16 protein-coding genes and 1 pseudogene are annotated in these 25,430 nt (G+C 36.1%); 9 read left to right on the top strand and 8 right to left on the bottom strand.

Annotation, left to right across the window (positions count from 1 at the left end; all coding sequences use genetic code 11):
• Positions 1-17: 17 nt before the first annotated feature.
• Together L1I30_RS05780 and L1I30_RS05785 are read right to left on the bottom strand one after the other, a co-directional pair.
• Positions 18-3,050, bottom strand: coding sequence for an AAA family ATPase (locus L1I30_RS05780; RefSeq protein WP_236133317.1), 3,033 nt, complete (start codon positions 3,048-3,050; stop codon positions 18-20).
• The gene (locus tag L1I30_RS05785; protein WP_236133318.1) at positions 3,047-4,279 is read right to left on the bottom strand and encodes an exonuclease SbcCD subunit D C-terminal domain-containing protein; all 1,233 of its coding nucleotides are present in this window, start codon (positions 4,277-4,279) and stop codon (positions 3,047-3,049) included. Before L1I30_RS05785 ends, L1I30_RS05780 begins: the two co-directional genes overlap by 4 nt.
• A 372-nt stretch (positions 4,280-4,651) precedes the next feature.
• Between L1I30_RS05785 and L1I30_RS05790 the strand changes: the two genes are divergently transcribed.
• From L1I30_RS05790 to L1I30_RS05805, 4 genes and pseudogenes are all read left to right on the top strand, one after another.
• Positions 4,652-6,229 carry an NADP-dependent glyceraldehyde-3-phosphate dehydrogenase gene (locus tag L1I30_RS05790; protein ID WP_236133319.1) on the top strand — a complete coding sequence of 526 codons (1,578 nt, stop codon included), beginning with the start codon at positions 4,652-4,654 and terminating at the stop codon, positions 6,227-6,229.
• Positions 6,230-6,345: 116 nt separating this feature from the next.
• Positions 6,346-6,768 (top strand): annotated as a pseudogene (locus tag L1I30_RS05795) (glycosyltransferase family protein); the annotation flags it as partial.
• Between the two features lie 124 nt (positions 6,769-6,892).
• Complete coding sequence (locus L1I30_RS05800; RefSeq protein ID WP_236133320.1) at positions 6,893-8,521, top strand: ArnT family glycosyltransferase; 1,629 nt, start codon at positions 6,893-6,895, stop codon at positions 8,519-8,521.
• A 122-nt stretch (positions 8,522-8,643) separates the two neighbouring features.
• On the top strand, positions 8,644-8,859 hold the full coding sequence (locus tag L1I30_RS05805) for a hypothetical protein (RefSeq protein WP_236133321.1): 216 nt from the start codon (positions 8,644-8,646) through the stop codon (positions 8,857-8,859).
• Between the two features lie 373 nt (positions 8,860-9,232).
• Here the strand turns inward: L1I30_RS05805 and L1I30_RS05810 are convergent, their stop codons facing one another.
• From L1I30_RS05810 to L1I30_RS05835, 6 genes are all read right to left on the bottom strand, one after another.
• Positions 9,233-10,444 carry a glycoside hydrolase family 27 protein gene (locus L1I30_RS05810; protein ID WP_236133322.1) on the bottom strand — a complete coding sequence of 404 codons (1,212 nt, stop codon included), beginning with the start codon at positions 10,442-10,444 and terminating at the stop codon, positions 9,233-9,235.
• A gap of 119 nt (positions 10,445-10,563) precedes the next feature.
• The gene (locus L1I30_RS05815) at positions 10,564-11,634 is read right to left on the bottom strand and encodes an IPT/TIG domain-containing protein (protein WP_236133323.1); all 1,071 of its coding nucleotides are present in this window, start codon (positions 11,632-11,634) and stop codon (positions 10,564-10,566) included.
• A gap of 12 nt (positions 11,635-11,646) precedes the next feature.
• Entirely contained in the window at positions 11,647-13,242 is a 1,596-nt protein-coding gene (locus L1I30_RS05820; protein WP_236133324.1) for a RagB/SusD family nutrient uptake outer membrane protein, read from the bottom strand.
• A 3-nt stretch (positions 13,243-13,245) separates the two neighbouring features.
• Positions 13,246-16,410, bottom strand: a complete 3,165-nt coding sequence (locus L1I30_RS05825; RefSeq protein ID WP_236133325.1) for a SusC/RagA family TonB-linked outer membrane protein — start codon at positions 16,408-16,410, stop codon at positions 13,246-13,248.
• A 296-nt stretch (positions 16,411-16,706) separates the two neighbouring features.
• Positions 16,707-17,705, bottom strand: a complete 999-nt coding sequence (locus L1I30_RS05830; RefSeq protein ID WP_236133326.1) for a glycoside hydrolase family 5 protein — start codon at positions 17,703-17,705, stop codon at positions 16,707-16,709.
• A gap of 11 nt (positions 17,706-17,716) precedes the next feature.
• Positions 17,717-18,589 (bottom strand): AraC family transcriptional regulator, encoded by an 873-nt coding sequence (locus tag L1I30_RS05835; RefSeq protein ID WP_236133327.1) that lies wholly within the window; start codon positions 18,587-18,589, stop codon positions 17,717-17,719.
• Between the two features lie 209 nt (positions 18,590-18,798).
• Between L1I30_RS05835 and L1I30_RS05840 the strand changes: the two genes are divergently transcribed.
• Genes L1I30_RS05840 through L1I30_RS05860 form a run of 5 tightly spaced genes read left to right on the top strand, consistent with a single transcriptional unit; the run spans position 18,799 to position 25,422 of the window.
• Positions 18,799-19,926, top strand: coding sequence for a glycoside hydrolase family 26 protein (locus L1I30_RS05840; protein WP_236133328.1), 1,128 nt, complete (start codon positions 18,799-18,801; stop codon positions 19,924-19,926).
• Between the two features lie 15 nt (positions 19,927-19,941).
• Positions 19,942-21,780, top strand: coding sequence for a sodium:solute symporter family protein (locus L1I30_RS05845; protein ID WP_236133329.1), 1,839 nt, complete (start codon positions 19,942-19,944; stop codon positions 21,778-21,780).
• A gap of 11 nt (positions 21,781-21,791) precedes the next feature.
• Entirely contained in the window at positions 21,792-22,979 is a 1,188-nt protein-coding gene (locus L1I30_RS05850; protein WP_236133330.1) for a glycoside hydrolase family 130 protein, read from the top strand.
• Positions 22,979-24,172: an AGE family epimerase/isomerase gene (locus L1I30_RS05855; protein ID WP_236133331.1), complete on the top strand. Its 1,194-nt coding sequence runs from the start codon at positions 22,979-22,981 to the stop codon at positions 24,170-24,172. Before L1I30_RS05850 ends, L1I30_RS05855 begins: the two co-directional genes overlap by 1 nt.
• Complete coding sequence (locus L1I30_RS05860) at positions 24,169-25,422, top strand: glycoside hydrolase family 26 protein (protein WP_236133332.1); 1,254 nt, start codon at positions 24,169-24,171, stop codon at positions 25,420-25,422. The genes L1I30_RS05855 and L1I30_RS05860 overlap by 4 nt, the downstream gene beginning before the upstream one ends.
• The last annotated feature ends 8 nt before the right edge of the window (positions 25,423-25,430 follow it).

Below are 25,430 nucleotides of genomic sequence, written 5' to 3' on the forward strand. Positions count from 1 at the left end.
TATAATTCATTTCCACTTTAATTGGGAACGATATCTAATGAACTATAGCCTTGCCCGTTTCGTTTTAATTGAATTTGTGTTGCAATACGTTCTTTTAAAGAATCTACATGACTTATAATTCCAATGGTCTTGGAGGATTCTGACTGGAGTTTTTCCAAGGTATCCAGTGTTTGATCTAAGGTTTCAGGATCCAGCGTTCCAAAACCTTCATCTATAAAGAGACTATTGATCTCTACGTTTCTGGATGCAAGATCAGATAATGCCAGTGCTAGCGATAAACTTAAAATAAAGGTTTCTCCCCCGGAAAGTGTTTTTACAGATCGGCGTTGGCCACCCATATGTTCGTCAATAGCAATAAGTGCATTATCTTCTTCATTTTCAGGTTTGTCGAGCTTGTACCTGTCACTAAGGTCCTTCAAACGGATATTTGCTAAATACAAGAGTTGAGAAAGTGTGAGGTCTTGAGCAAACTCATTGAATTTCTTGCCTTGAGCATCACCAATAAGCTCATTCAACAAGCGCCAGCGTTTAGTAAACTCTTCCTTTTGCTGGATTTCTTCATCTATCTTTTTTATCCGTTCCTTCAGTTGATTGTTATTAAATAAGCTGCGTCTTAAATTTTCACATGCTGTAGAGTTGGTTTTATAATTAAAGGTTTGTGAATCTAGCAGTGTATTAAGTTGCTCGATATTTTCTGGCACATCGCTTTCACTGGTTTCCTGCAACTGCTTGGTTAATACTTGCAAAGAAGTTTGAATGTTTTGGGCATTTTTAAGTATCTCCTCTCGTTGATTCCGCAATTTTAAATAATCGGTTTCTAGCATAAGGGCGTTCTGTGCCGAGGCGATATCCTTGAAATTGATTTCAAGTAATAGAGGTTGCAGGCTTAGTTCCAGCTCTTTATTCTGAGTTTGAGCAACGGCTATTTTTTTCTCCAAGAGAGCCTTATTTTCCAAGAGATTTTTGGCTTGCGCCTTTAGTTGGGTCCAGCCTTTTTGTAACCTTTGGAAATCATTGTTGATATTATCACCTGAATAAATAGCATCTAATTCTTTTTTTAGATTCTTCCCTTGTTCCAGAACATCTATGATCTTTTCCAGGATAGGAATTCCATTAGAAACACGGCTGTAAATCCTTAGCTCTTTTTGATAACTCTCCAACTCCTGAATTTGCCGTTTTTGTTTATCAAAAAGAACTTCCCAATCTTCTTCGCTTTTTTCAAAAGAAATATCTTTAAAATGGGTTTCAAAATGAAGTTTCAAATCTGATAAGTCATTTTGCAGTAATTCTTTTTCTGAACGAATCTCGCTGATTCTTTTTTGTAATTGTTTAAAATGGGTATTCTCTTCGGTATTTTGCTGAGACCAACTTTCTAATTCTTTTGTAGTCGCACTTATTTTTTCGTCTAGCTCACCATTTTTTTGCGGTAAATTATCAGCAAAAGGGTGATGGGTCGCTCCGCATAAGGGACAAGGATTTCCGTCTATTAGGGTGGAGCGGTGCTCTTTTAAACTGGCCGTTAATAATTGATTCTGCTTTTCTAAATTTAGGTTTTTCAGGTGTTCCTTGAAAAAGGAGATCTTGGTGTTGCTCAGGTCTATTTTCTGAGGGAGCGCTGCTAAATCAGGAGTATTCTTTTCCTCTTCTGAAGTTAGCTTTTTAAATTCTTTAGATAACTGCTGAATTTTTTGTGCTTGATTTCCTGCTTTTCGTGTGTTTTCAAGCTGTTGCTCCAAACGGGATTTTTCGGCATCCGGATTTTTAAGATCAATGGAAGCTAATTCATTTTCATAATACCTAAGTTGATTTGATGATGTAGATTTTAATTGGTTGAAAATTTCAAGATCTTTGGGAAGATCTCTTTCATTAATTTTAATATCCAGCTCCTTAATCTCGGCTTTCAATTGAGTTATCAAAAAGTTGTATTCGGTTAACTTATCCGATTTTTGTTTGTCTAAATCTCGAACTTTTTCGGTGAAACTATGTAGTTCATTCTCCAAAGAAGCATCTTCCAAGATTTTACCGGTTAGGGATTCTACTTCCTTTAAACAATTGTAAGTCTGCTGTTTATTTGTTTGTATTGCAGCATCTATACTTTGTAGTTCTTTGGTGTGTTCCTTCAGATTATTTTGAACTAAAGCCCATTTTCTAATCTCCTCTCCAAAAGGTTGCACCTTTTCATGGGCTTCCAGAATTGCTCCATTTTCTTCAATAAAGCTATTTAAGCGGTCTGTTGTTGTTTGCTTTTGTTTATTTAAAATATCAATTTCTTCCCGCTGCTTCTTAAGAGTGTTTTTTAAGCTGATGTTGGCCTCGGTTGCTTTTATACTTGCATCTAAAAGTTTACACTCCGCATCTTTTTCTTGCAGTTCTTGCGTAATTTTAAACAACTCTTCCTCCTCAAGAAGCTCAATTTTAAAATTCTCTCTGGCTTGTTGCTGTAAACTAATCTCCTGACTTACCGCTTTGTGTTTTTGAAAAGCCTTCATTCCTAACTGGCGGTAAATTCCTGTACCGGTGATCTTTTCTAATAATTCTCCACGCTCATCTTTTTTGGCTCGTAGAAATTGTGCAAAATCTCCCTGTGCAAGCACTACCGATTTTATGAACTGATTGTAATTAAGTCCTATTAGTTCTTCATTCTTAGCCGGCACGTCTGATTTCTTAAGATCGAATGCTTTATTGCTTGCAAGATCAAAAAGACTCATGTGGTAATCCTTGAGATTTCCAGTTCTTGCGGTTTCAATATTCCATGTAGAAGTGTAAATACCAGAATTACACTGGTAAGTGATACTGGCCCCGGCATGATCTTGATTTCGGGTTAAAATGGCTCCAGTTGCGAGGATCTCATTTTTTGAGATCTTTCCTAATCTTGGTACATGGTTGAACAAAGCCAGGGAGATAACATCCAAAATAGTGCTTTTACCACTACCGGTAGGTCCTGTTATTGCAAATAACGAACTTCCTGTAAAAGGAGCTTTTTCAAAATCTATACTGTGTTTCCCACGAAGGGAATTAATGTTCTCGAATTCTATTTTTAGGATCTTCATAAACTGTCTGGTAAAACGGAGGTGTCATGTTGAACTTCCTCTAAAATCTCATCAAAGGCGCTTACTATTTCTTTTTGCACCACTTCTTCATATTCATGATTTTCTATCAGTTTCAGAAATACTTCTTTTGGTTTTAGGTCTTCTAATTGTTTCGCATTTTTAAAAACCTCGCTAGCTCCTTTTAATTTATTGGCGAATGTGGCTCGATGTTTTACGATCTCGAATCCCGGCTTTTCAAAATTCTGAATCAGCGCATCCAGCTCATATATTTTCGTGGCATCGTATTGCTCTTCTTGAAGCTCCACTTCAATTAAGCTATTTAATTGGGTATGTTCCTGCAGAGTTTCCAATCTACTTCGAAGTTCTTCCAAAGTCCCATTCAGTTTCAATAATCTTCTAAAAATAGGAATAGAAATACTTTCCGGAAGCCAGGATTTGTTACTATCTATTATTAATATTCGCTTTTCGTCTTTACGTTCGCTAAAAGATAATGGAATTGGAGAACCGCTGTAAAATGTAGGAACAGCAGTATTTACCCGTTGCGGTTTGTGTATATGCCCTAAAGCGATATATTTGAAATAATCTCCAAATTGAGAGGCTTGGAATGCTGCCTGATTTCCAATTTGAATATCCCGCTCACTCTCTGAGGTTTCCATACCGGCAGCGAATAAATGGCCCATAGCAATTACAGGAACCTCAGGATAGCGTTCTTCACAAATGGTAGCTGCTTTCAAAAAGGTATCCTGAATTCCCTGACGAATGGCTTCCAGCCTAGCTTCAAATGTATTGGCTTCTCCTGCAGTTCTAAGATCTGAGTCTCTTAAAAATGGGATAGCGGCTATTATTAATTCGGGTTTTCCTGTTTTATCGAGAATAGGAATGATCACATCATCGAGGTTTTCAGGTAAACCTCCAATAATATGCATCTCCAACTCTCGTAATATCTCTTTTGGGGCATCTAACATTGCTGGAGAATCATGATTTCCTCCGGTAACAATGATCTTGCAATTATAGCGTTTCAACTTCATGAGTGCCCGATAATATTGTTTTCGAGCTTCCGAAGAAGGATTGGCAAGATCGAAAACATCACCGGAAATAAGCAATAATTCTATTTCTTCTTTTTCTACGGTTTGACATAACCATTCTATAAAAAGGTCAAAATCTTGAATAAGATCATTTTTATGTAATTTCTTACCAATATGCCAGTCGGCAGTATGTAGAATTTTCATTTTAGTTGAGATTTATAGCAGGTGAAGTCCCTGAATATAACAGGATAATTTCATCTTTCGAAATTAAGAAAATGCTATTTAATACGCGCTTCTTTTAAGGTAGGATTCTGCCAGGTTTGCTCTTGTTTTTTATTTACAAATTATAAGCCAGGCTATTAAAAACGAATATTAATTCTAGCTCTATTGTCTGCTGCTTATTTAACTTATCAATTCCATTATAGAAATAACGGAAATGTATGAATTGTTCAAATTATACATAAAATTTTGTTGCTTTCTTGAATAGTTTCAAATTAACATTTTTATTGAATATTCAGAGTTATTTTTCGTCAGCAGATATCTGTAAAAATGTATTTTTAAGTAAAATAAATCATAATGAATAATCCGTCAGAATTAAGAAGTATTGAGCAGTTGCATCAAAAAACCTATTTAGCAAATGGAGAATTGATAGCATGGACGGGTAAGACCGATAATGTTTATTCCACCATTTCATCTACACCCGAATATAAACCAACTTTATTGGGGAGCATTCCGCATATGGATGAAGCAGCAGCCATGAATGTCCTGGATGTGGCATGCAAGGCATATGGAAAAGGCCAAGGAAGTTGGCCAACCATGAAAGTGTCTGACAGGGTTGCATGTATGGATAAATTTGTCGCAAAAATGAGCACCAAACGCGAAGAGGTTGTGGAATTGCTTATGTGGGAGATTGGAAAATCATTAGGCGATTCTCAAAAGGAATTTGACCGTACGGTGGAATATATAAACGATACTATTGAAGATTATAAACAACTGGACCGGAATAGCGCCAAATTCTCTAAAAGAGATGGCGTGAATGCTCATATAAGAAGAGGTCCGCTTGGGGTGGTGTTGTGTTTAGGTCCATATAATTATCCTTTAAATGAGACCTTTGCACTGTTAATTCCAGCTCTTATCATGGGAAATACAGTAATCTTTAAGCCTGCTAAGCATGGAGTATTGCTTATTTCTCCATTATTAGAAGCCTTTAGGGATAGTTTTCCAAAGGGCGCAGTGAATATTATTTATGGTAGAGGTAGAGAAGTCGCTGCACCTATAATGGCCTCTGGAAGAATAGATGTTTTGGCATTAATAGGAAATAGCAAGTCGGCCATTGCTTTGCAAGATCAACATCCACATAAGAACCGGTTGCGTTTGGTGCTTGGTTTGGAAGCTAAGAATCCAGCCATTATTCTTCCTGATGCCGATTTGGATCTAACTATTGAAGAATGTCTTTCGGGGACTTTGTCTTTTAATGGGCAACGTTGTACTGCGTTAAAGATTGTATATGTTCATGAAGCCGTTCGGGAAGAATTTAGTAAGCGCTTTGCAAAACGAGTAGATGAATTAAAATTTGGAAATCCCTGGGAAACAGGAGTGAAACTTACTCCGTTACCGGAAGCAGATAAACCCCAATATATTCAGGAGCTTATTGATGATGCTCAGGAAAAAGGGGCTAAGATCTTAAATGAAAAAGGAGGGAACACCACCGATAATTTTATATTTCCGGCAGTGATGTTCCCGGTTACTCAAGAAATGAGAATTTATAAAGAAGAACAGTTTGGGCCTGTAATACCGGTAAAGGAATTTACCGATATACAAGAACTGTTAAATGAGATTGCCGATTCTAATTACGGACAACAAGTGAGTTTATTTGGAAGTGATATTAAAGAACTCGCGCCACTTATAGATACCTTGGTGAACCTGGTATGTCGAGTAAATCTTAATTCAGCTTGTCAACGCGGGCCAGATGTGTTTCCTTTTACCGGCCGAAAAGATTCTGCAGTTGGAACGTTAAGTGTACATGATGCGCTGCGTTCTTTCTCTATAAGAACTTTCGTAGCTTCAAAGGATAACGCCTACAATAATGAGATCCTTAAGAAATTATTGGAAACAAAAACCTCAAATTTTGTAAGTACCGATTACATTTTATAGAAGAAGTATTTCTTTATTTTAAAAACGGCAGTAGCAATACCTGTCGTTTTTTTGCTTTATATCCAAGCTAGTAATATTTTTAAAACTCTAATTTAGAATTCCTTGTTACATTTACTGGGTTTATTGACTCCAATATACAAACCGATCCTGAAAACTTGTTGTTGGAACACATAGGAGAGTACGATCTTGTAACCGGGATTAGATCCAATCGAAAAGATCCATTTCTAAAGAACATGTCTTCTCTAATTGCAAACACCATTCGAAGAGTTTTTACCAATGAGGGGATGGACGATACAGAATGCCCTTTAAAAATAGTAAAGACAAATCCCTATGTTTAAAGGTTGCACAGGTTTCTCCCTGCAATGGTCTTATTGCAAAATGAGAAAATTAAGCAATTTCCGGTAAAACATTTTTCGAGAATAGCAGGAGCTTCAAAGTTTTGATTATCCAATCGTTTGATAGGGCCTTTGTTAGATTGTTTCGCTTATGTATGGATGCGTAAGAAATACCTTAATTATAAAGTTGAAAGTAGGGGGTAAGATACATTTGTGTAGAAAGACTTTCCTTTAAAAAATATTGATTTAAATTAGATGGTGTATTTGGAAATAAGAGACTAGAACTTAAGATGCACCTTCCAATACCTTTCATTTTTTCCTGAAATAGATGAAAACTAAGTTTTACGTAGTTCTTTTAATCATTTTTATATCCTTAAACATTGGTTTAGGAAGTTGGGGGCTTACAGAAAGCAGTGAAGCTCGGTACGCCGAAATTAGCCGTGAAATGGTTTTGAGCGGTGATTATCTTCATCCACAACTTTTGGGAATAGAACATTATCATAAACCCCCAATGACTTATTATATTACGGCTGCGGGATATAAAATTTTTGGAATAAATGAATTCGGAGCTCGATTTTTTCTATCGTTGGCGCTTACGTTACAAATTTTATTGATCTTTAAAATAGCGAAACTCTTTTTCAAAGATGAGAAGATAGCTTTTGCCAGTGGCCTGATCTATTTTTCCTTCCCCCTTGCTCTTATAGCTGCAAGAAACTTAACGACCGATTCTTATCTCACCACCTTCATATTATGGAGCATTTATTTCTGGTTGCAACTTAAACAGGGGAATTCGGTATGGTATTTCTACGGTTTCTATTTCATGCTGGGCTTAGCATTTTTAACAAAAGGACCGGTTGTAATACTGCCTGTTCTAGTATTTATAGGGTGTTGGAAATTAATGAATAGGGTGAAATTCCAATTTTCAATACATAGTGTGTTAGGCCTGCTATTATTTATAGGTATTTCCGCTTCCTGGTTTATAGCAATCATAATAGATCAACCCCAATTATGGAATTACTTTATTGAAGACCAGATAGTGAACCGAAGTATGAATGCAGAGCAATTCCATAGAAGTGAACCTTTTTGGTATTATCTGGCATTTGCTCCTGCTTTAGGAATGCCTTGGATCGTTTTTCTGAGTATTGGATATGTAAAAAAATATAAACTGAAATTAGAGAGGGTTAAGGAAGAGCGTATTTTGCTTTATACAATAGGCACATTATTGGTGTTGTTTTCAGTATTCTCATCAAAGCTCATTCTATATATACTTCCAATTTATCCATTTATTGCTCTTCTGGGTGGATATGTCCTGGTGCGGTTCCCGGAATCACATAAAAATCTTTATATAAAAATATACGGTGTATTATTCGGAATACTATTGTTAGGACTAATAGTTATAGGCTTTTTAGATACAATTGCTATCGATTTAAGATTAGCAATTCCTTTGATATTCTTAATTGTAGGTTCCGGCTTCTACTTTATGGAATATTCCAATTTAAATACATTTTTCCGCTTGCTATATCTAGGAATATTTTTTAGTATTAGTTTGTTGCTTACTTATGCGCTATTTGGTGCAGAAAACCCAGATAAAATTAATTCAATTAAAGAGGTTGTCCAATACCTAAAAGATGAAAAAGGCGAGCAACTCGATAAATTTGTGGTGTACGATTACTTGTTACCCTCTGCTTCTTTTTATTTAAATGAGGATATTATTACGGTATACAACACTAATTTCAATGCTAAAAGAGAAACTAAATTTCAAAGAGATACGCTCTATAAATCAAATTATCTCGAATATAATAGACCAAAAGATTTAGATAGATTCAAAAACTTATTGAAGAACGAGAATAACGTTCTTATTTATCGAAAAAAGACTCCTTTAAATGATTCACTTCAGTATCTGCTAAACAATTTTAAAAATGTAAAAGAAATGGGGAAGTGGGTAATTCACTATTAATGTATATTCCACTTAAGTTTTACTTGAGAATTAATTTCTATTATAGCTTTTAATAGACTGTAAAAGATTTGTGAAGCTTATATATCCCGTAGAAAATATCCAATTACTAAGGATCTCGTTTTTTGTTATTCTCTTTAAATTTTACCGTAGGATATTCTCAACTGGCTGAAAATAACAACGAGACAATAGAAACGTCAGGAGATATTTTGTTATTTGCAATGCCCGCCTCAGCACTTACAACCATGCTATTATTAAAAGATAAAAAAGGGACCTGGCAGTTCACAAAAGGTTTTAATTTAAATCGGGCTGTAACGTTTGGCTTAAGTGGCTCTCAATAAACACCGACCAAAAAATAATGTAGATAATGCTTTTCCATCAAGGTACACTTCAACCACCTTCCAAAGTGCCTCGTTCATTCATAAGCGTTATGGTTTTAAATATAGTATACTTGCATATTTCTTGGCGGGATATACTGCTTTCAGCCTAATAAATGCTGAAAAGCATTATGGTTAGGATATATTAGCTGGGGCTGTGGTAGGGATAGGTAGCATTCTTATATTTATAATTCCATATCAAGAATAGCATGGAACTAACCTTTACAGATGAGAATAGGGGAGAGCCTTACTGGAATTTCGGTATAGATTTTAAAGATAGCTCCGCATTAAAATGGCCTTTCTTGAATGCGGAGCTATTATTCATGTGCTATTGAAATTACTTGTTGATATTGGTCAATCTTAAGCTCAACACATCATGAGGGTTCAGCTTATTCTTCAAGGTTTTGTCTGTATTCTTTTCCTTTTTATCATCCCACAAGTTTTTAACCTTATAAGTGATATTCTCAAAATCTGTTTTATAATCAAAATCAGGATCGATAACTAGGTGTTCTTTCCAGTTAAATTCAATATCATGAACATCATCTGAACGATTCAAAAAAGTTACTGCCCAGTCTCCATTTTCTAAGGGCTTAAACCAAGTTTCCAAACCATCTTCAGCACTGTACTTAAAGGCCTGTACTCCCAATGGATCTTGATCTATAGCGATCATTTCTTTATTAGTAAGAATCTCTATGGTTTCAGCGCTCATTTTATCAAGATCGTTCCCGGCCATAAGAGGAGCTGCAAGCATACACCACATGGTAAAATGCGCACGATCCTCGCTTACGCTCATCCCATTACCAACCTCCATCATATCAGGATCGTTCCAATGGCCAGGTCCGGCATACTTTCTTAAACCATCCTGCATATCAAGAATTCTTAACACTCCCCATGAAGACCAATCGCCATGATCTTCTTCGCAATCCCAACAATGGTAGATATCTCCGGTAGTTCTCCACAAATGCCCAATATCTCTGGCCCATTCCCAAGGCTTGTTGTCTCCCCACTCACAAATACTAAGAACAACAGGTCGGCCAGCTTCATAAAGTGCATTCCGCATGGTGGTATAAGCACCTTCGGCTTTTATTCCATCGGTATTACACCAGTCATATTTTAGGTAATCTACACCCCATTCTGCATAAGTAAGTGCATCTTGATATTCTCTCCCGCGACTTCCCGGTTTGCCCCCGCAAGTTTTATCTCCTGCATCAGAGTATATTCCGAATTTTAAACCTTTTGAGTGCACATAATCTACCAAAGCTTTCATGCCAGATGGGAAATGTTCTTTATTAGCTTGAATAAAGCCTTTTGCATCTCTTTCCCCATGCCAGCAATCGTCTATAACAATATACTCGTAGCCTGCATCTTTCATCCCACTAGATACCATTGCATCTGCAGCACTTTTAATAACTTCTTCATTTATATTGCAGGCAAACTTGTTCCAAGTATTCCATCCCATAGGAGGAGTTTGGGCAAGATTTTCAAATTTTTGCGAATAGACTATAGAGCAAGTTAAGAGTAGTAATATAAGCAGTGGGTTATTTTTCATCTTTTTAAATTTTAGTGAAGTTAAGTTTATTGTTAAACCAATAGATCTTTAAAATTAAAACATACCTTAAGAAAATATTCTTGAGGTATGTTTTAAGAATTTAGGCTAATTCAAACTTTTTAATTGAATCCAAAATCATCTATATAAATTACAATTGGAGAAAGACCATTTCCACTGGATTCCTGAAATACGATCTCGGTTAGGCTTGCTGGAGATCCAAATGCTGATAAGGGAATTACAAAATTTGTCCACGCTCCTTCAACTAGATCTAATGCATATGCTGAGTCCCAGCCTCCGTTAAGAACAAGGTTCACTTTTGCTGAATTTTCTCCACCGTAAATAGAAACGTTGATTACTTCATATTCAGAAAGATCTAAGCTTCCGCCTCCATATTGAATACCTTCCCAGTTTCCGCCAAAAGTTGCTTTATGAGAAAAATCTCCCGATTTTACTACTTCGGTATTCATCCAGTCATTTGCGTTGTTCCATCCCCAATAATCAAAACCATTTGTAACATCAAACTCTTCTGAAAGTCCTTCTCCGTAAATAGTATATTTAAATCCGTAGGCGGCTTCAGACTGCACGATTCCTCCAGGTGTTTCTACAAAAATATAGGCTTGTGAAATTCCATCCGGCAAATAAACTTGTATTTGAGACTCTGTTGCTGAAATAATTTCGGCATCTACATCTCCAAATCTAACTGCAGTAAGATTTTGAAATAGATCTCCGTTAATGGTTACAATAACCCTTCCGTCTACAGTTTCTGCATTAAAGCTGTCCAATTCCGGTTTAGGTTGAGAGATTGAAAAGCCATATACATCTTCACCACCTAAGGTCACTACCTTTAAAGTATTAGGAACTTCAAACCAAGGTGCATCTTTGGGGATTGTAACAATTATGTTATCATCTCTTACTAAAGTTGGGTTGAAATATGTTTCATATTCATTGAAATAAATACGAGTTGTTGTAGCAAGATTTACCCCTCTTATTATGTACATATTCTCACGAATACCTACTGTTGTAAGCGAATCATTTTCGGCTTTGCTTACATTTATAATTTCTGGCGGCCCTGAAGCTACCGGCATAGGATCACTCACATCTGTACAAGATGTTATCGTAATTAAAGATAACAGGACTATACAAAACGATGCTGTTTTAAATAGCGCTTTGTTTTTAAATATGTTTTCCATTATTCAATTTTTTTAATTAAAATTATATGGTACTGGATCTGCTTCTAATAATGGGTTCTTTTGAACTTCAACAGGAGGATAGGCAAAAGTAAAATCATCTGCAGAAGGGGTGAAGTTCTCAGAGTAAATTACTGGTGGATCATCGTTGCTATATGTTCCTCTTTCTTGTGCGCTAATAATTGCGATAGCTTCACTTCGGTCTAGCCTTCCAAGATCATAGAAGTATTCTCCTTCAAATGCCAGTTCTACACGTCGTTCATGTAATAGTTGCTCTTTTGTAAGAACTTCCAATGGTTCTAATCCAGCTCGTTCTCTTACTTTATTAACAGAAGCTAATGCAGCGCCATCAGTCGTGCTTTCTGCTCCAGCCATAATTGCTTCGGCATGAATTAGTAATAAATCTGCATATCTTAGTAAATAAGTGTTGTTTGCTGCATTCTGGCTTGATCCTCCACCGTTGTATTCCGGTTTTCCTACAACATATTTTTTAATAGCAACATTGGTTCCTTGTGTTCCAGGGTTTTCTGGTACCACATAACCTCCATTTAAGTTAGGATATTCATTCCCTTCTTCCATTATGGTTCCATATCTTCTTAAATCCCCATCTTCATATGACTGGGTAAGGTCTATAGATGGAGATACGGCTCCCCAGCCATCTCCCGTTCCTGTTAATGCTGTTGTGAAAGCAAACATTGCCTGTAGAGGATTACCTTGTCCGTATTCTCCGGTGTTCGACCATTGTATAGCTGCTATGGATTCTTCATTGTTATTGTTTTTAGTATCAAACAAGTCGTTGTAAGATCCTGGAACCTCTAATCCAAATAATTTGAATTCACCACTATTAATTACTTCTTCAGCATAGGCTCTTGCCTGAGAGTAGTCCCTTTGATAAAGATATATTTTGGCAAGTAAAGCTTTAGCCGATCCGCTGGAAATATGACCGTTATCTGAATAATTGCTACCTCTATTCTTTGAGTAACAATTATCTATAGCAAACATCAAATCATTTTCCATAAAGGTATAGATGTCATCTACAGGGTTTGTATTTATTTGCGGATTATATACATAATCTAAATTATTCTCAATAATAGGCACAGGTCCCCAAATTCTTACAAGATAAAAATATGCCATTGCTCTCATAAATTTAGCTTCACCAATGGCATTATCAATTACCGGTTGACTAACAGATGCATCAACTCGATCTGGTAAGAAATTGATAACTGCGTTTGCTTGTGCTACTACAGACCAAAGTGAAGACCAGCCGTTCGCAAGGTGATTTTTTCTGTTTGTAACGGTAAACTTCATGAAATCGGCAGAATTGTCATCCCAAGTTCTGGCATTACCAGAGGATAATTCACCTATAGCCCACATAGGAGTGTTGGCAAATTGAAACCACGGAGCATTATATAAAATGTTAGTACTTGCATTTACTTGAGCTTCTGAAGAGTAGAATTCATCTAAACTATAAGCATCTTCTGGTGGTCTATCTAAAAATTCCTTTTCACAAGAAGTAATGAATAGCAACAGGAAAGTAAATGCTGATGCGCGATAAAATGTTTTAGAAAATCTTTTCATAACCATTATTCTATATGTTATTTCTTTTTTCATTTTTTATAAATCCACATTTAAACCGAATGTAAATGTTCTAGGAGTTGGATAACGCCCGTTGTCAATTCCCATAAGTAAAGCATCTTGGTTAAAGGAACCAATTTCAGGATCGTAACCTCTATAGTTTGTGAACGTGTAAAGATTTTGAACACTACCGTAAACTTTGATGTTATTTATGTTCAATTTATCCATCAAGCTGCTAGGCAGGCTATAACCAAATGTCAGGTTTTGAATTCTTAAATAGGAACCATCTTCAACAACTCTACTTGAAATTTCATTGTTGAAAGTGTCACCGGCTACCGGTCTTGGAATATCTGTATCGGTATTTTCAGGAGTCCAGTAGTCTGCAGATTCCTGCGTCTGATTTCTATAGCGTGCATTTAATGATGAAGTATTCAACCATGTTAAGTTCATCACATCATTTCCATAAGATCCTTGTAAGAATAGGGATAGGTCGAATGATTTATATTTGAAAGAGTTGCTGAAACCGTAAGTGAAATCAGGATGAGGATTCCCTATGATGGTTTTGTCATTTGCATTTACAACACCATCTCCATTAACATCGGCATACTGAATATCTCCAAGCCACGTATCACCGTCTTCCGCAGAAAATGCAGTTCCAAATTGCACTGGCTGATCGGTAATAGTATTTGCATCATTGAATATGCCAATTACCTTATACCCGTAATACATTCCTATTGGCTGCCCAACATTTGTAATTGTGGGAGCAATTGGAGAGTTTCCATTTAGGTTTGTTTCTCCTGTTATTACCAATCCGCTTGGAAGGTCAATTACTTCATTTTTATAATGAGAAAGGGTTAAGGTAGAGTTCCAAGAGAAGTCGTTTACCCCAGTATTGTAAGATAATGTCAAGTCGGCACCTCTGTTTCTCATCTCTCCTAAATTAACAAAAGGAGCTCCAACACCGCCATTGTAAGGATCTACACCTACTAAATAATCGGGAAGTGGTAACTGATAAAGGAAATCTTTTGATGTTTTCTCATACAATTCTATGGTTGTTTGAAGTTTGTTTTTAAAAGCTCCAAACTCTAAACCTATATTTGTTTGTATGGCCGATTCCCATTTTAGATCTGGATTGGCGATGTTAGATAAACCAAATCCGGTTCCTAAGCCTGTATTAAAGGTTGTTAAGGTAGCACCATATCGGTAATTTGGTATATTTTGATTTCCTGTTTCCCCGTAACCAACTTTAAGTCGGATATCCTGAAGAGCATTAAAATTGCTCATGAAGTCTTCGTTAGATACTTTCCAAGAAGCAGATACTGATGGAAAATAACCCCATTGATTATCTCCAAGCGGATCGAATTTAGACGATCCATCGGCTCTAAATGAAGCTGTTATGCCGTATTTGTTATCAAAACTATATAATACCCTTGCAAAGAAGGATTGCAGTGCCTGACTCCCTTTGTATGCATCATTAGCTGCAAATTCAGCATCCCCTAAGTTCAAGGTCTGAATATCGTTGGTCAGGAAACCTCTAGCAGTTGCAATTGTACCTTCCCAAGTAGATTCCTGTGCTTCATGTCCTAACAAAAGGGTAAGATCATGCTTGTTGTTAAAATTCTTGTGATAATTAATAAAGTTCTTAATAATCCAGAAAACACTGTTTTCCTCTCTTATGTTCAAAACATTTTGCTCGTTAACATAACGTCCCCAGGCATAAGTTGGAGTAAATCTGTGATTTTTATTGAAATTGAAGTCCCCTCCAAATTCAGTTCTATAACTTAATCCTTCAGCCAGATCAAATTCTACAAACACATTTCCTAAAAGCTTATTTCTTGTCAATTTGTTTTTGATGCTTAAAGCCAATGCCACCGGATTTAAAGATCCTAAACCATCATCATCAATAGGTCCTGCAAAAGAGCCATCAGGGTTATAAACAGCCACATCTGGTGTTTGAAGTAAACCTAAACTTACTACCCCGTCGCGATTTCCGTTTATGGTAACATCATCTTTAGTTCTACTGCCTGTTAAGCTAATTCCAACTTTCACCCAATCTTTAACCTGTGCGTTTACGTTGGTTCTTAAACTTATCCTGTCAAATCCGGAGCCAATTACTGTACCTTCTTGATCCAGATATCCTCCAGAAATGAAATAATCTACATTTTCTTTCCCACCGGAAAAAGACAACTGATGGTTTTGCATGATAGCACGATCAAATATTTCTTTTTGCCAGTTTGTTCCAGAACCTAACAGTTCAATATTTGCGAACTCTATTCTAGGTTCAGTTCCTGTAAGGTCAGAGAATAGATTTTGGAGCCTTGCATAAGTTGGCAAGTCCATCATTTTTATAAGTTCTGTTGGCTCTTGAATTGCCAGATAAGAATTATAAGATAGTTTACCTTCTCCTTTTCTACCTTTTTTAGTAGTAATTATTACAACCCCGTTGGCTCCACGTGAACCATATATTGCAGTAGCAGAGGCATCTTTTAAGATATCTACTGAAGCTATATCATTAGGGTTTAATGCTGCCAAAGGGCTCACTCCTGTATCTTGTTGTCCCCCAGAACCTACAGGGCTTCTCCCACTGGTACTGGTGTTATTGGCATCTCCAGAAACAGGCACACCATCAATTACATACAGGGGTTCGTTGGAACCTGTAATTGAAGTTACACCTCGTATTTTTACGGAAACCGAACTTCCGGGTTGTCCAGAATTTTGGGTTATAGTAACCCCAGCCGCACGCCCTTGCATTAACTGATCGATACTCACCTGCGGAATATCTTCAATTTCTTTTGCATCAATACTGGAGACCGAGCCATTTACATCTTGCCTAGATTGGGTTCCATAACCAATTAATACAATTTCATCGAGATTCTCAGTGTTCTCCTCTAATTGAATATTCAGTGTTTTTAAGCCTTTTACGCTTACTTCTTTTGTTATAAAACCTACAAAACTGAAAACAATTACGGCATCATTGCCCGTTCGGATTTCAAAATTCCCATCGAAATCTGTAGTGGTTCCGTTAGTAGTATTTTTTTCGATTACATTGACTCCTAACAACGGAAGTCCACTAACATCGGAAACCTTTCCAGTAACTACTTTCTGTCCATAGCTCATCTGAGCTATACAACCAAAGATCAGTAGAAAGAAGATCTTGTTGTAGCGGTAAATACCGGATTTGCTTTTACCTAGAATTTTGTGCATAATAAATGAATGTTTTAGAGATTGGTCAAAACAATTATGAATTGTGAGATTCATCAATAACTTCTTGTTTATAGTAAATATGAGAGTAAGTTATTGTTATATCCAAAAATATTAATAAGGTTAAGTTTTTGTTAATCTTATTTTATCATTTATTAATGATATTTTTTCGAACTCGATGTTATTTTGAAAAAAAAGGGGTGTTTAATTTAATTTATACCTAAAATGAATAGGATTGTAATAATCATTATTGCCAATTTCATAAATAATGAGCAATATTAAAATCTTTACACTTACTATTAATTATTCATTTTACAGACTTCGAATAACTTGGTTTTTACTAGTCTTCCTGAATTTGATAAATGGCTGTCTTTTGAGATTTGACAAGGTTTAGTACCAGGAAGAAATGCGGCTGAAGATTCATTTTTTGATGCGAGAGACCAATTGCACCAGGAGAGTTTATTTTTATCCAGAAAATCCCACCATTTGTTTGATTCCTCTTTGTCAATCATTCCGTCGCCAGATGCAGGTGAGGTACCAAATTCGGTTACAAATAAAGCGAGATCCTTATCAATTGCAATTTGCGCAATATCTCTTAGTTCCTGTTTATGAGTAGCTGCATAATAATGCAAGGTATATGCTATATTAGTTCCACTAATAGGATCCAAAGCGGCTAGGTCTACTCTTTGGGACCAATTTGGAGTACCACAAACAATGATATTATCGGGATCGTATTTGCGAATGGTGGCAATAAGCTCTTCGTGATACGGCTTCAGCGTTTCTGTCCAAGATACCTGTAAAGGTTCATTGTAAATTTCATAGATAATATTAGGATAGCCGGCATATTGCTGAGCAATTTCGCTAAAAAAGAGCTTGGCTTGCTCTGTATGATCTTCAGCGTGATGATCATGCCAGTCTACAATCACATAAAGACCCAACTCGATGGCTGCATCGATCACTCTTGTTATTTTTTGTTTTTCTAGATCAGGATTTATTAAATACCCGTTATTTTCAACAGCCATTGCAGCCCTAACTACATCTATATTCCATGTATTTTTTAAAAGTGCTAAAGTCTTGTAGTTGTAGAATTGCGGTTGCCACTGACTCCAGAAGAGAGACATCCCTCTTAGTTGGGTCTGTTCTCCTTTTTCATTTAGCAAATACCTTCCTTCTATATTTAGCTGACCGTTGATGGTTACCGGAGAAGGTGTCTTCGTGATGATTTCCTGAGCGCTTATTTTTAGAGTTGACAAAAAACTTAAAATGATGATAAAGAGAAAAGAAGAGGATTTTTTCATTCTGTCAATATTTAAAGTACTCTCTTAATTCCGCTGAACTCATCACGGTACTGACTAGGAGTGCAGTTCTTATTCTTTTTAAATACCCTGTTGAAATTGGCGATATTGTTAAAGCCACATTTAAAGGCAATTTCAGCAATGCTGAATTCTTTTTCAATTAACCATCTTGCGGCATATCCAATACGAGTGTCATTTACATATTCTATAAATGTTTTACCGGTCCGTTTTTTTATAAAGCGGTTAAAAGATACAGGACTCATATTCACAAGATTTGAAATTTCAGAAAGTGAAATTTTGTTCTGGTAATTTTCCTGAATATACTCGTAGATGATTTTTATTTTATCGCTATTCTCAAAATTCTTGTTATTAGAGGTGTAGGTGGAGAGCAGGCGTTGGTTTCTTGAATTTGCAAGATCATGAAGGATAGAGATTAATTCCATAAAATAATCGATGCTGTCAATCTTTGAAAGTCTCAATATTTTTGGTTTTATCTCTTCTGATATTTTTCGGGAGAATAAAATTCCATGAGTAGATCTTTCAAACATGTCCTTTATAGGTTTCATAATTCTCCTCCCTAATAATTTTGCGTCGAATAGATCATTATGAAACTGAATGGTTACTTCGTGAATTTTAGTTTGCGTACAATTATGTAACTCCCAACCATGTTGCAAATTTGGCCCTACTAATACTAGTTCTATATCGCCTATTTCTTCCATGCTATCTCCAATCACTCTTCGTACCCCTTTTCCATTTAAAACAAAATTTAGTTCGAATTCAGGGTGAAAATGAATAGGGAAGTCAAAATCGTCCTTCATCCTGTCGAAAACTAAAAAGCTATCTTCCGGGGCTAATGGGGTGATTTCTCGATGAATATCTTTGTACATGGTAATAATAAATTAGTGTTTAGAAAATATCTTATCAACAAATGATAAAATCATATTAATTTAATAAAATGCAGCGTGGTATTTTTGGAATTCTTTAAATTTTCACACTCAAAAAAATGTATTTAACAAATTTCATAGGTTAAATATAAAATAAGATTTAGTTAATATTAAAATATTTTATCAACGATGTGCAAATTTTGTCTTTTTATATGAAGTATTTTATCAAAATATCGGCAATTTTATCAATATTATTTCTAATGCAGGCTTGTAAATCGCTCTCGACAGCTAATTTTAAAGACATTAAGCTTGCTGATGATAATGCAAGTAATCAAACAAAAGCTTTATACCTTCGAATACAAAATATCGCAAAAAAAGGTATTGCCTTTGGTCATCAAGATGCCACGGCTTACGGAATTGGGTGGAAGCATAACGAAAATTCTAAGAAATTAAGAAGTGATATTAAGGAGGTTTCGGGTAGGTTTCCAGCTGTTCAAGGTTTTGATTTAGGCCATATAGAGTTAGGGAATTCCACCAATTTGGATACTGTCTCTTTTTCGCTGATGAAAGATCATATTGTTAAAATGCATAAAAAAGGTGCGATTATTACCTTCAGTTGGCATTTAGATAATCCTGTAACTAATAAAGATTCTTGGGATAGTACGCCTGCGGTTGCAGAGATTTTAAAAGGAGGAAGTGAACGAGAAAAATACGAGTTATGGATACGTAGATTATCTCAGTTTTTAAATTCTTTAAAGGATAAAAATAACAATGCTATTCCTGTGGTTTTTAGACCTTATCATGAAATGAATGGAGGTTGGTTTTGGTGGGGTGCAGGAAATTGTACTCCGGAGGAATACAAAGAGTTATGGCGACAAACCTTAAGCTTGTTAAAATCTAATAATGTGCATAACGTACTTTATGCATTTTCTCCTAATACCTTAAATTCTGAACAAGACTTCGATTTATACTATCCCGGGGATGAGTATGTAGATATTTTAGGTGTTGATATTTACAATCACAGTGGTGATGAAGCATTCACTAATACCCTTAAAAATAATCTTGAAATTATAAAACGAAAAGCTCAACTGGCTAAAAAACCCTATGCTCTTACCGAAAGTGGGAATGTAAAGGCAGGCTCAAATCCTAAATGGTGGTCGGAAGGCTTATATCCTGGAATAAAGGATAGCGGTATTGCCTGGGTTCTCCTTTGGAGAAACGCCCGAGTATCTCATTATTTTTCTACTTACAAACAGGAGGCTAGTGCCAATGATTTTAAAGAATTTGAACAGCTAGAAGAAATTTTATTTTTAAATGAGGTTAAAAAGATCTCTTACTAAAATCCTAACCATAATATGCTACAAGGCTTAGACATTGCAATTGTTTTACTTTATTTAATTGGGACCATTATAATTGGTCTTGCTCTAAGGAAAAAAGCTCAGAAAAGTAAGGATGATTATTTGATGGGAGGGAAGGATCTGCCATGGTACATGCTAGGCTTGTCAAATGCTTCAGGGATGTTTGATATTTCAGGAACCATGTGGTTGGTTACGCTTACTTTCGTTTATGGGTTTAAAAGTATCTGGATCCCATGGTTATGGCCGGTTTTTAATCAGGTATTCTTAATGGTGTATTTGTCTACTTGGCTTAGACGTTCCAATGTAACTACGGGAGCAGAATGGATATTATTCCGTTTTGATAATGGTAAAGGAGGGAAATGGTCTCATACCATTATCGTAGTTTTTGCAATTTTAAGTTGCTTAGGATTTTTGGCGTATGGTTTTATTGGTTTAGGGAAGTTTGTTGAAATCTTCATTCCTTGGGAAATAGTAGGAGCCTATATTCCTTTTGATATTCCGGTTGCCTATATTCCGCACTTCTATGGTATTATTTTTACATTATTTGCTGTCTTTTATTCCGTTTTAGGAGGGATGTCTGGGATTGTATGGACAGATTTGCTGCAATATACCATCATGACTGTGTCATCTATTGCTATTGCGGTCATCGCTTGGCAAGCCATGGGTGAAAACACGCTAAATATACCGGAAGGCTGGCTCAATCCATTTTTTGATTGGAACTTGAATATGGATTGGACGGGAATCGTTGATGAAGTCAATTCTAAAATTGCCTCTGATGGATATTCCTTATTTGGTATATTTTTCATGCTGATGGTTTTTAAAGGAATCTTATCAAGTATTGCGGGTCCTGCGCCTAATTATGATATGCAAAAGATACTTTCCACAAAATCTCCTATTGAAGCAGCTAAAATGAGTGCATTCTCTATAGCAGCTTTAATTCCTACAAGATATTTAATGGTTGGTGGCTTTTCTGTATTAGCCATCCTATTTTATGATAAATTGAATTTGAGCACCGGAGGGATAATAGATTTTGAGAAGATTCTTCCCGCTGCAATAGAGCAGTTTGTTCCTGCTGGATTATTAGGATTGTTATTAGCTGGGCTTTTAGCCGCATTTATGTCCACGTTTGCAGGTACTTTAAACGCTGCCCAAGCATATTTAGTGAACGATATTTACCTTAAACATTACAATCCGGAAGCTACATCTTCAAAAATTAAGAGGATGAATTATGCAAGTGGAATTACCGTAGTGCTAATAAGTATAGTATTAGGATTCTTTGTAATGGATGTTAATTCAATATTACAGTGGATAGTGTCAGCATTATACGGAAGCTACGTAGTATCTAATGTATTAAAATGGCACTGGTGGAGGTTTAATGGGGAAGGATATTTCTGGGGTATGCTCTCGGGGATAATACCTGCGCTAATTTTTCCGCTTTTCATAGACACTTTAGATCTGTACTATTTCCCAATCATCTTATTGATCTCAATAGTAGGAAGTATTGTAGGAACTTATTCTGCACCGCCCACAAACGAAAAGGTACTTATGGATTTCTATAAGAACACTAGACCATGGGGTTTTTGGAAGCCAATACATAAAAGGCTTTTACAAGAAGATCCAGATTTCAAGAAGAATGATGCTTTTACCCGAGATATGTTCAACGTAGTTATTGGTGTTTTGGCTCAGACTTTATTAGTGGTGATACCGCTTTACCTCATTTTACATCAAAATATCCCGGTTATGATTTCAACAGTGATACTTATTATTTGTTTGGTCATTTTAAAGAAGAACTGGTGGGATAAGATTAAAAAAGAATCACAATACGACAATCATTAATTCATTACAATATGGACTTTAAAGAAAAGAACACATTGCATAGTATCCCTAATTACGACTGCCTTGCAAAGAATCATAGGGAATTACTAAAAAGAACTAACAAGCCTCTTGAATATTCAAATGGAGTGTATAACCGATATGAAAATCCGGTAGTTACTGCGGCTCATGTGCCTTTAAACTGGCGGTATGATCTAAACCCAAAGACAAATCCCTTAGGTTTGGAACGTATTGGGATTAATGCCACATTTAATCCAGGATCAATTAAATGGAAAGGGAAATATGTGCTTGCCGTAAGAGTAGAAGGGAATGATAGAAAGTCATTTTTTGCAATGGCGGAGAGTCCTAACGGAGTAGATAATTTTCAATTTTGGGAAAAGCCTATACAATTACCTCAAACCGAAGTGCCTGATACCAATGTGTATGATATGAGGCTTACCGTGCACGAGGATGGTTGGATATATGGTATTTTTTGTACGGAAAGAAAGGACATGAACAATCCTCATGATACCACCGCAGCGGTAGCAAATGCGGGAATAGTAAGAACTAAGGACCTTCTGAATTGGGAGCGCTTACCAGATCTTATTTCAACTTCCGGGCAGCAGCGTAACGTTGTGCTTCATGAAGAATTTGTAAATGGTAAATATGCCTTATATACAAGACCACAGGATGGATTTATTGAAGTAGGGCAAGGTGGAGGAATTGGTTTAGGATATGTTAAGGATATGACCAATCCTGTTTTGGAAGATGAAAAGATAATCAATGAAAAAGTATATCACACTATCTATGAAATGAAGAATGGCCTTGGACCGGCTCCTATTAAAACGGAAGAAGGATGGTTGCATCTTGCTCACGGGGTTAGAAACACCGCGGGCGGATTAAGATATACCCTTTATCTGTTTATGACCGATCTAAATGATATTTCAAAAGTGATCTATCAACCGGCAGGGTATTTTATGGCTCCTAATTATGAAGAAACTGTGGGGGATGTTCCAAACGTGCTTTTCTGTAGTGCATGGATAAAGGATGATGATGGTAAAGTATATATCTATTATGCTTCATCAGATACTAGAACACATGTAGCTGTGTCTACTGTTGAAAAGCTTTTGGATTACACTAAGAATACTCCCAAAGATCAGTTCACATCAAGGGGTTCTGTTGATACAATTATTAAGCAAATCGAAAAAAATAACAGCTTATAATGAGCAAAGTAATTCCCACAATTTTCTATAAAGAACTGGAGCAAGAACTCAGTGTGATCACCCAGTACTGGGAACTAAACGCAGTAGATTCAGAAAATGGAGGCTTTGTGGGACAAAGGGATCATTACAATAATCTTGTAGTAAATGCTAATAAGGGAATAATTTTGAATTCCAGGATTCTATGGTCGTTTTCTGCAATAGCCAATTATTCAGAAAATTTCAATTTAGTACCCATGCTGGAACGGTCCTATACCTATTTAAAAGATAATTTCAGAGACAAAAGATACGGAGGGGTTTATTGGGAATTGGATTTTAAAGGACAACCGGTAAATAAAAAGAAGCAAGTATATGCTCAGGCATTTACTATTTATAGTCTTTCAGAATACTATTTGTATTCTAAAAATGAAGAGGCTAAAAAATGGGCTATTTCCCTTTTTGAACTGATTGAAAAATATGCGCTTGATAAGCAAAAGGGAGGATATATTGAGGCCTTTCAAGAAGATTGGTCGCCAATTAACGATATGCGCCTTAGCAATAAAGATAAGAATGCTTCTAAAACTATGAATACACATTTACATGTATTGGAAGCTTATACCACACTTTATAAGATCTATCCTGAAGTGAGACTTAAAGCAGCTTTAGAAAATCTTGTGGAGTTATTTCTTGAGAAATTCCTGAACTCCGATTATAATTTTGAATTGTTCTTTGATGACGATTGGAACTTACAAAGTGATATCATTTCTTTCGGACATGATATAGAAGCGTTATGGCTAATTATAGAGGCAGCTAAAGTTACAGGGAATCAAGAACTTTTAAAGCAAACTGAAGCTGTGGCTATTCCCATAGCTGATAGTTTTTTGGCCAAAGCTTATATCAAAGGAAAAGGAGTTCTAAACGAGGAGGATCGCCTTTCAGGAGAGGTAGATACCGATAGGCACTGGTGGCCGCAGGCAGAAGCCATGGTGGGACTTTTTTATGCTTATAAACTTTCCAAAAACAATAAATACGCAAACGCTTTACTGGATATTTGGGAATTTACCACAGAGCATATTATAGATCATAAAAATGGAGAATGGTTCTTTAGAGTTGATGAGAATTATATTCCCTACAAAAATGAAAATAAATTAGGAATGTGGAAATGCCCTTACCATAATTCACGTGCATGCATTGTATTACTTAAATCACAATTATGAAAAAAATTACCTTCCTCTCTGTTTTAATGAGCCTTAGTCTTCTAATTGGTTGTAGTAAAGATGAAGAAGGTTTTAATCCGGAAACACCTCCAAAAGAAGAAACTCCTACTGAAACTCCGGAAGAAACTCCACAAGGTTTTATTCTACAACCGGAAGAAGCCAGAAGTTATATGGTGGATGCTGCCGCTACAGATGAAACAGTGGCGCTTTTCTATAATTTAAAGACCTTATCTGATTCTCATTTTGTAGTGGGGCAGCAAGATGCTTTTTCGGCTTTTTATAATGATATAGCAGGAGATTCTGATATGAAAAAGACAACCGGCAGTGATCCAGGAATGTTAGGATCGGACTTTATGTTCATTACCGACGACCAAAATGATGGTTCTTCAAATAATTGGTTCTACCAACAAGAGAGCGGTATTCGTAATAATGCTATTAAGGCGTATAATAATGGAATGCTTAACATCTTCTGTTGGCATTTTCGTGAGCCTTTTGAAGGGAATTCATTTTATACTTCAGAAATGACAGAGTTTCAAAAAGGGAATGCTTTCAAAAGTATTTTACCAGGAGGAGAAAATCATGAGTATTACAAGGAGAAACTTCAAAAAGTAGCAGAAATAGCGAAAGGTCTTATAGGGCAGGATGGAAGTCTTTCTCCTCTTATTTTTCGTCCTTTTCATGAGTTCGACAAAGATTTCTTCTGGTGGGGAGCTCCCTACAGTACTCCAGAAGAGTTTAAAACCGTGTGGAGGTTTACAGTTGAATATTTACGAGATGAATTAAATGTACACAATATCTTATATGCCTTTTCTCCAGATAACAGCTATACAACAGAGGCCGGATACCTTGAAAGGTATCCCGGTGATGAATATGTAGACATAGTAGGTATGGATAATTATGGCGATCTGGCTAGTCAGGATGGGGCACGTTTGAATCTTGCCAATCAGAAATTAAAAGTAGTGTCAGATATAGCTATAGAAAAGGTGAAAATAGCAGCTTTAAGTGAAACTGGATATTTTGTAACTCCTTCATCAAGTACCTTGCCTCCAAATTTCTATTCAAAAAATCTTTATAATGTTTTAACCGATAGTGATGTTCAGGTTGGGTTTATGATGTTCTGGCAGAATTATTCAGATTCCTATACCGTACCCACTCCAGGAATGCCTGGAGAATCAGACTTTCTGAACTTTGTAGAAAAAGAGGAAACCTATTTATTAAATGATATGCCTTCAATGTATAGCATTCAGTAAAACATTAA

It is taken from the genome of Gillisia lutea (genome assembly GCF_021568705.1).
Lineage (GTDB): Bacteria > Bacteroidota > Bacteroidia > Flavobacteriales > Flavobacteriaceae > Gillisia > Gillisia lutea.

Excerpts from the sequence above, each read along its gene's own strand:
- L1I30_RS05785 (WP_236133318.1), bottom strand. The coding sequence starts at position 4,279 with ATGAAAATTCTACATACTGCCGACTGGCATATTGGTAAGAAATTACAT.
- L1I30_RS05840 (WP_236133328.1), top strand. The coding sequence starts at position 18,799 with ATGAAGTATTTTATCAAAATATCGGCAATTTTATCAATATTATTTCTA.
- L1I30_RS05825 (WP_236133325.1), bottom strand. The coding sequence starts at position 16,410 with ATGCACAAAATTCTAGGTAAAAGCAAATCCGGTATTTACCGCTACAAC.
- L1I30_RS05810 (WP_236133322.1), bottom strand. The coding sequence starts at position 10,444 with ATGAAAAATAACCCACTGCTTATATTACTACTCTTAACTTGCTCTATA.
- L1I30_RS05780 (WP_236133317.1), bottom strand. The coding sequence starts at position 3,050 with ATGAAGATCCTAAAAATAGAATTCGAGAACATTAATTCCCTTCGTGGG.
- L1I30_RS05830 (WP_236133326.1), bottom strand. The coding sequence starts at position 17,705 with ATGAAAAAATCCTCTTCTTTTCTCTTTATCATCATTTTAAGTTTTTTG.
- L1I30_RS05815 (WP_236133323.1), bottom strand. The coding sequence starts at position 11,634 with ATGGAAAACATATTTAAAAACAAAGCGCTATTTAAAACAGCATCGTTT.
- L1I30_RS05790 (WP_236133319.1), top strand. The coding sequence starts at position 4,652 with ATGAATAATCCGTCAGAATTAAGAAGTATTGAGCAGTTGCATCAAAAA.
- L1I30_RS05800 (WP_236133320.1), top strand. The coding sequence starts at position 6,893 with ATGAAAACTAAGTTTTACGTAGTTCTTTTAATCATTTTTATATCCTTA.
- L1I30_RS05860 (WP_236133332.1), top strand. The coding sequence starts at position 24,169 with ATGAAAAAAATTACCTTCCTCTCTGTTTTAATGAGCCTTAGTCTTCTA.
- L1I30_RS05845 (WP_236133329.1), top strand. The coding sequence starts at position 19,942 with ATGCTACAAGGCTTAGACATTGCAATTGTTTTACTTTATTTAATTGGG.
- L1I30_RS05820 (WP_236133324.1), bottom strand. The coding sequence starts at position 13,242 with ATGAAAAAAGAAATAACATATAGAATAATGGTTATGAAAAGATTTTCT.
- L1I30_RS05855 (WP_236133331.1), top strand. The coding sequence starts at position 22,979 with ATGAGCAAAGTAATTCCCACAATTTTCTATAAAGAACTGGAGCAAGAA.
- L1I30_RS05835 (WP_236133327.1), bottom strand. The coding sequence starts at position 18,589 with ATGTACAAAGATATTCATCGAGAAATCACCCCATTAGCCCCGGAAGAT.
- L1I30_RS05850 (WP_236133330.1), top strand. The coding sequence starts at position 21,792 with ATGGACTTTAAAGAAAAGAACACATTGCATAGTATCCCTAATTACGAC.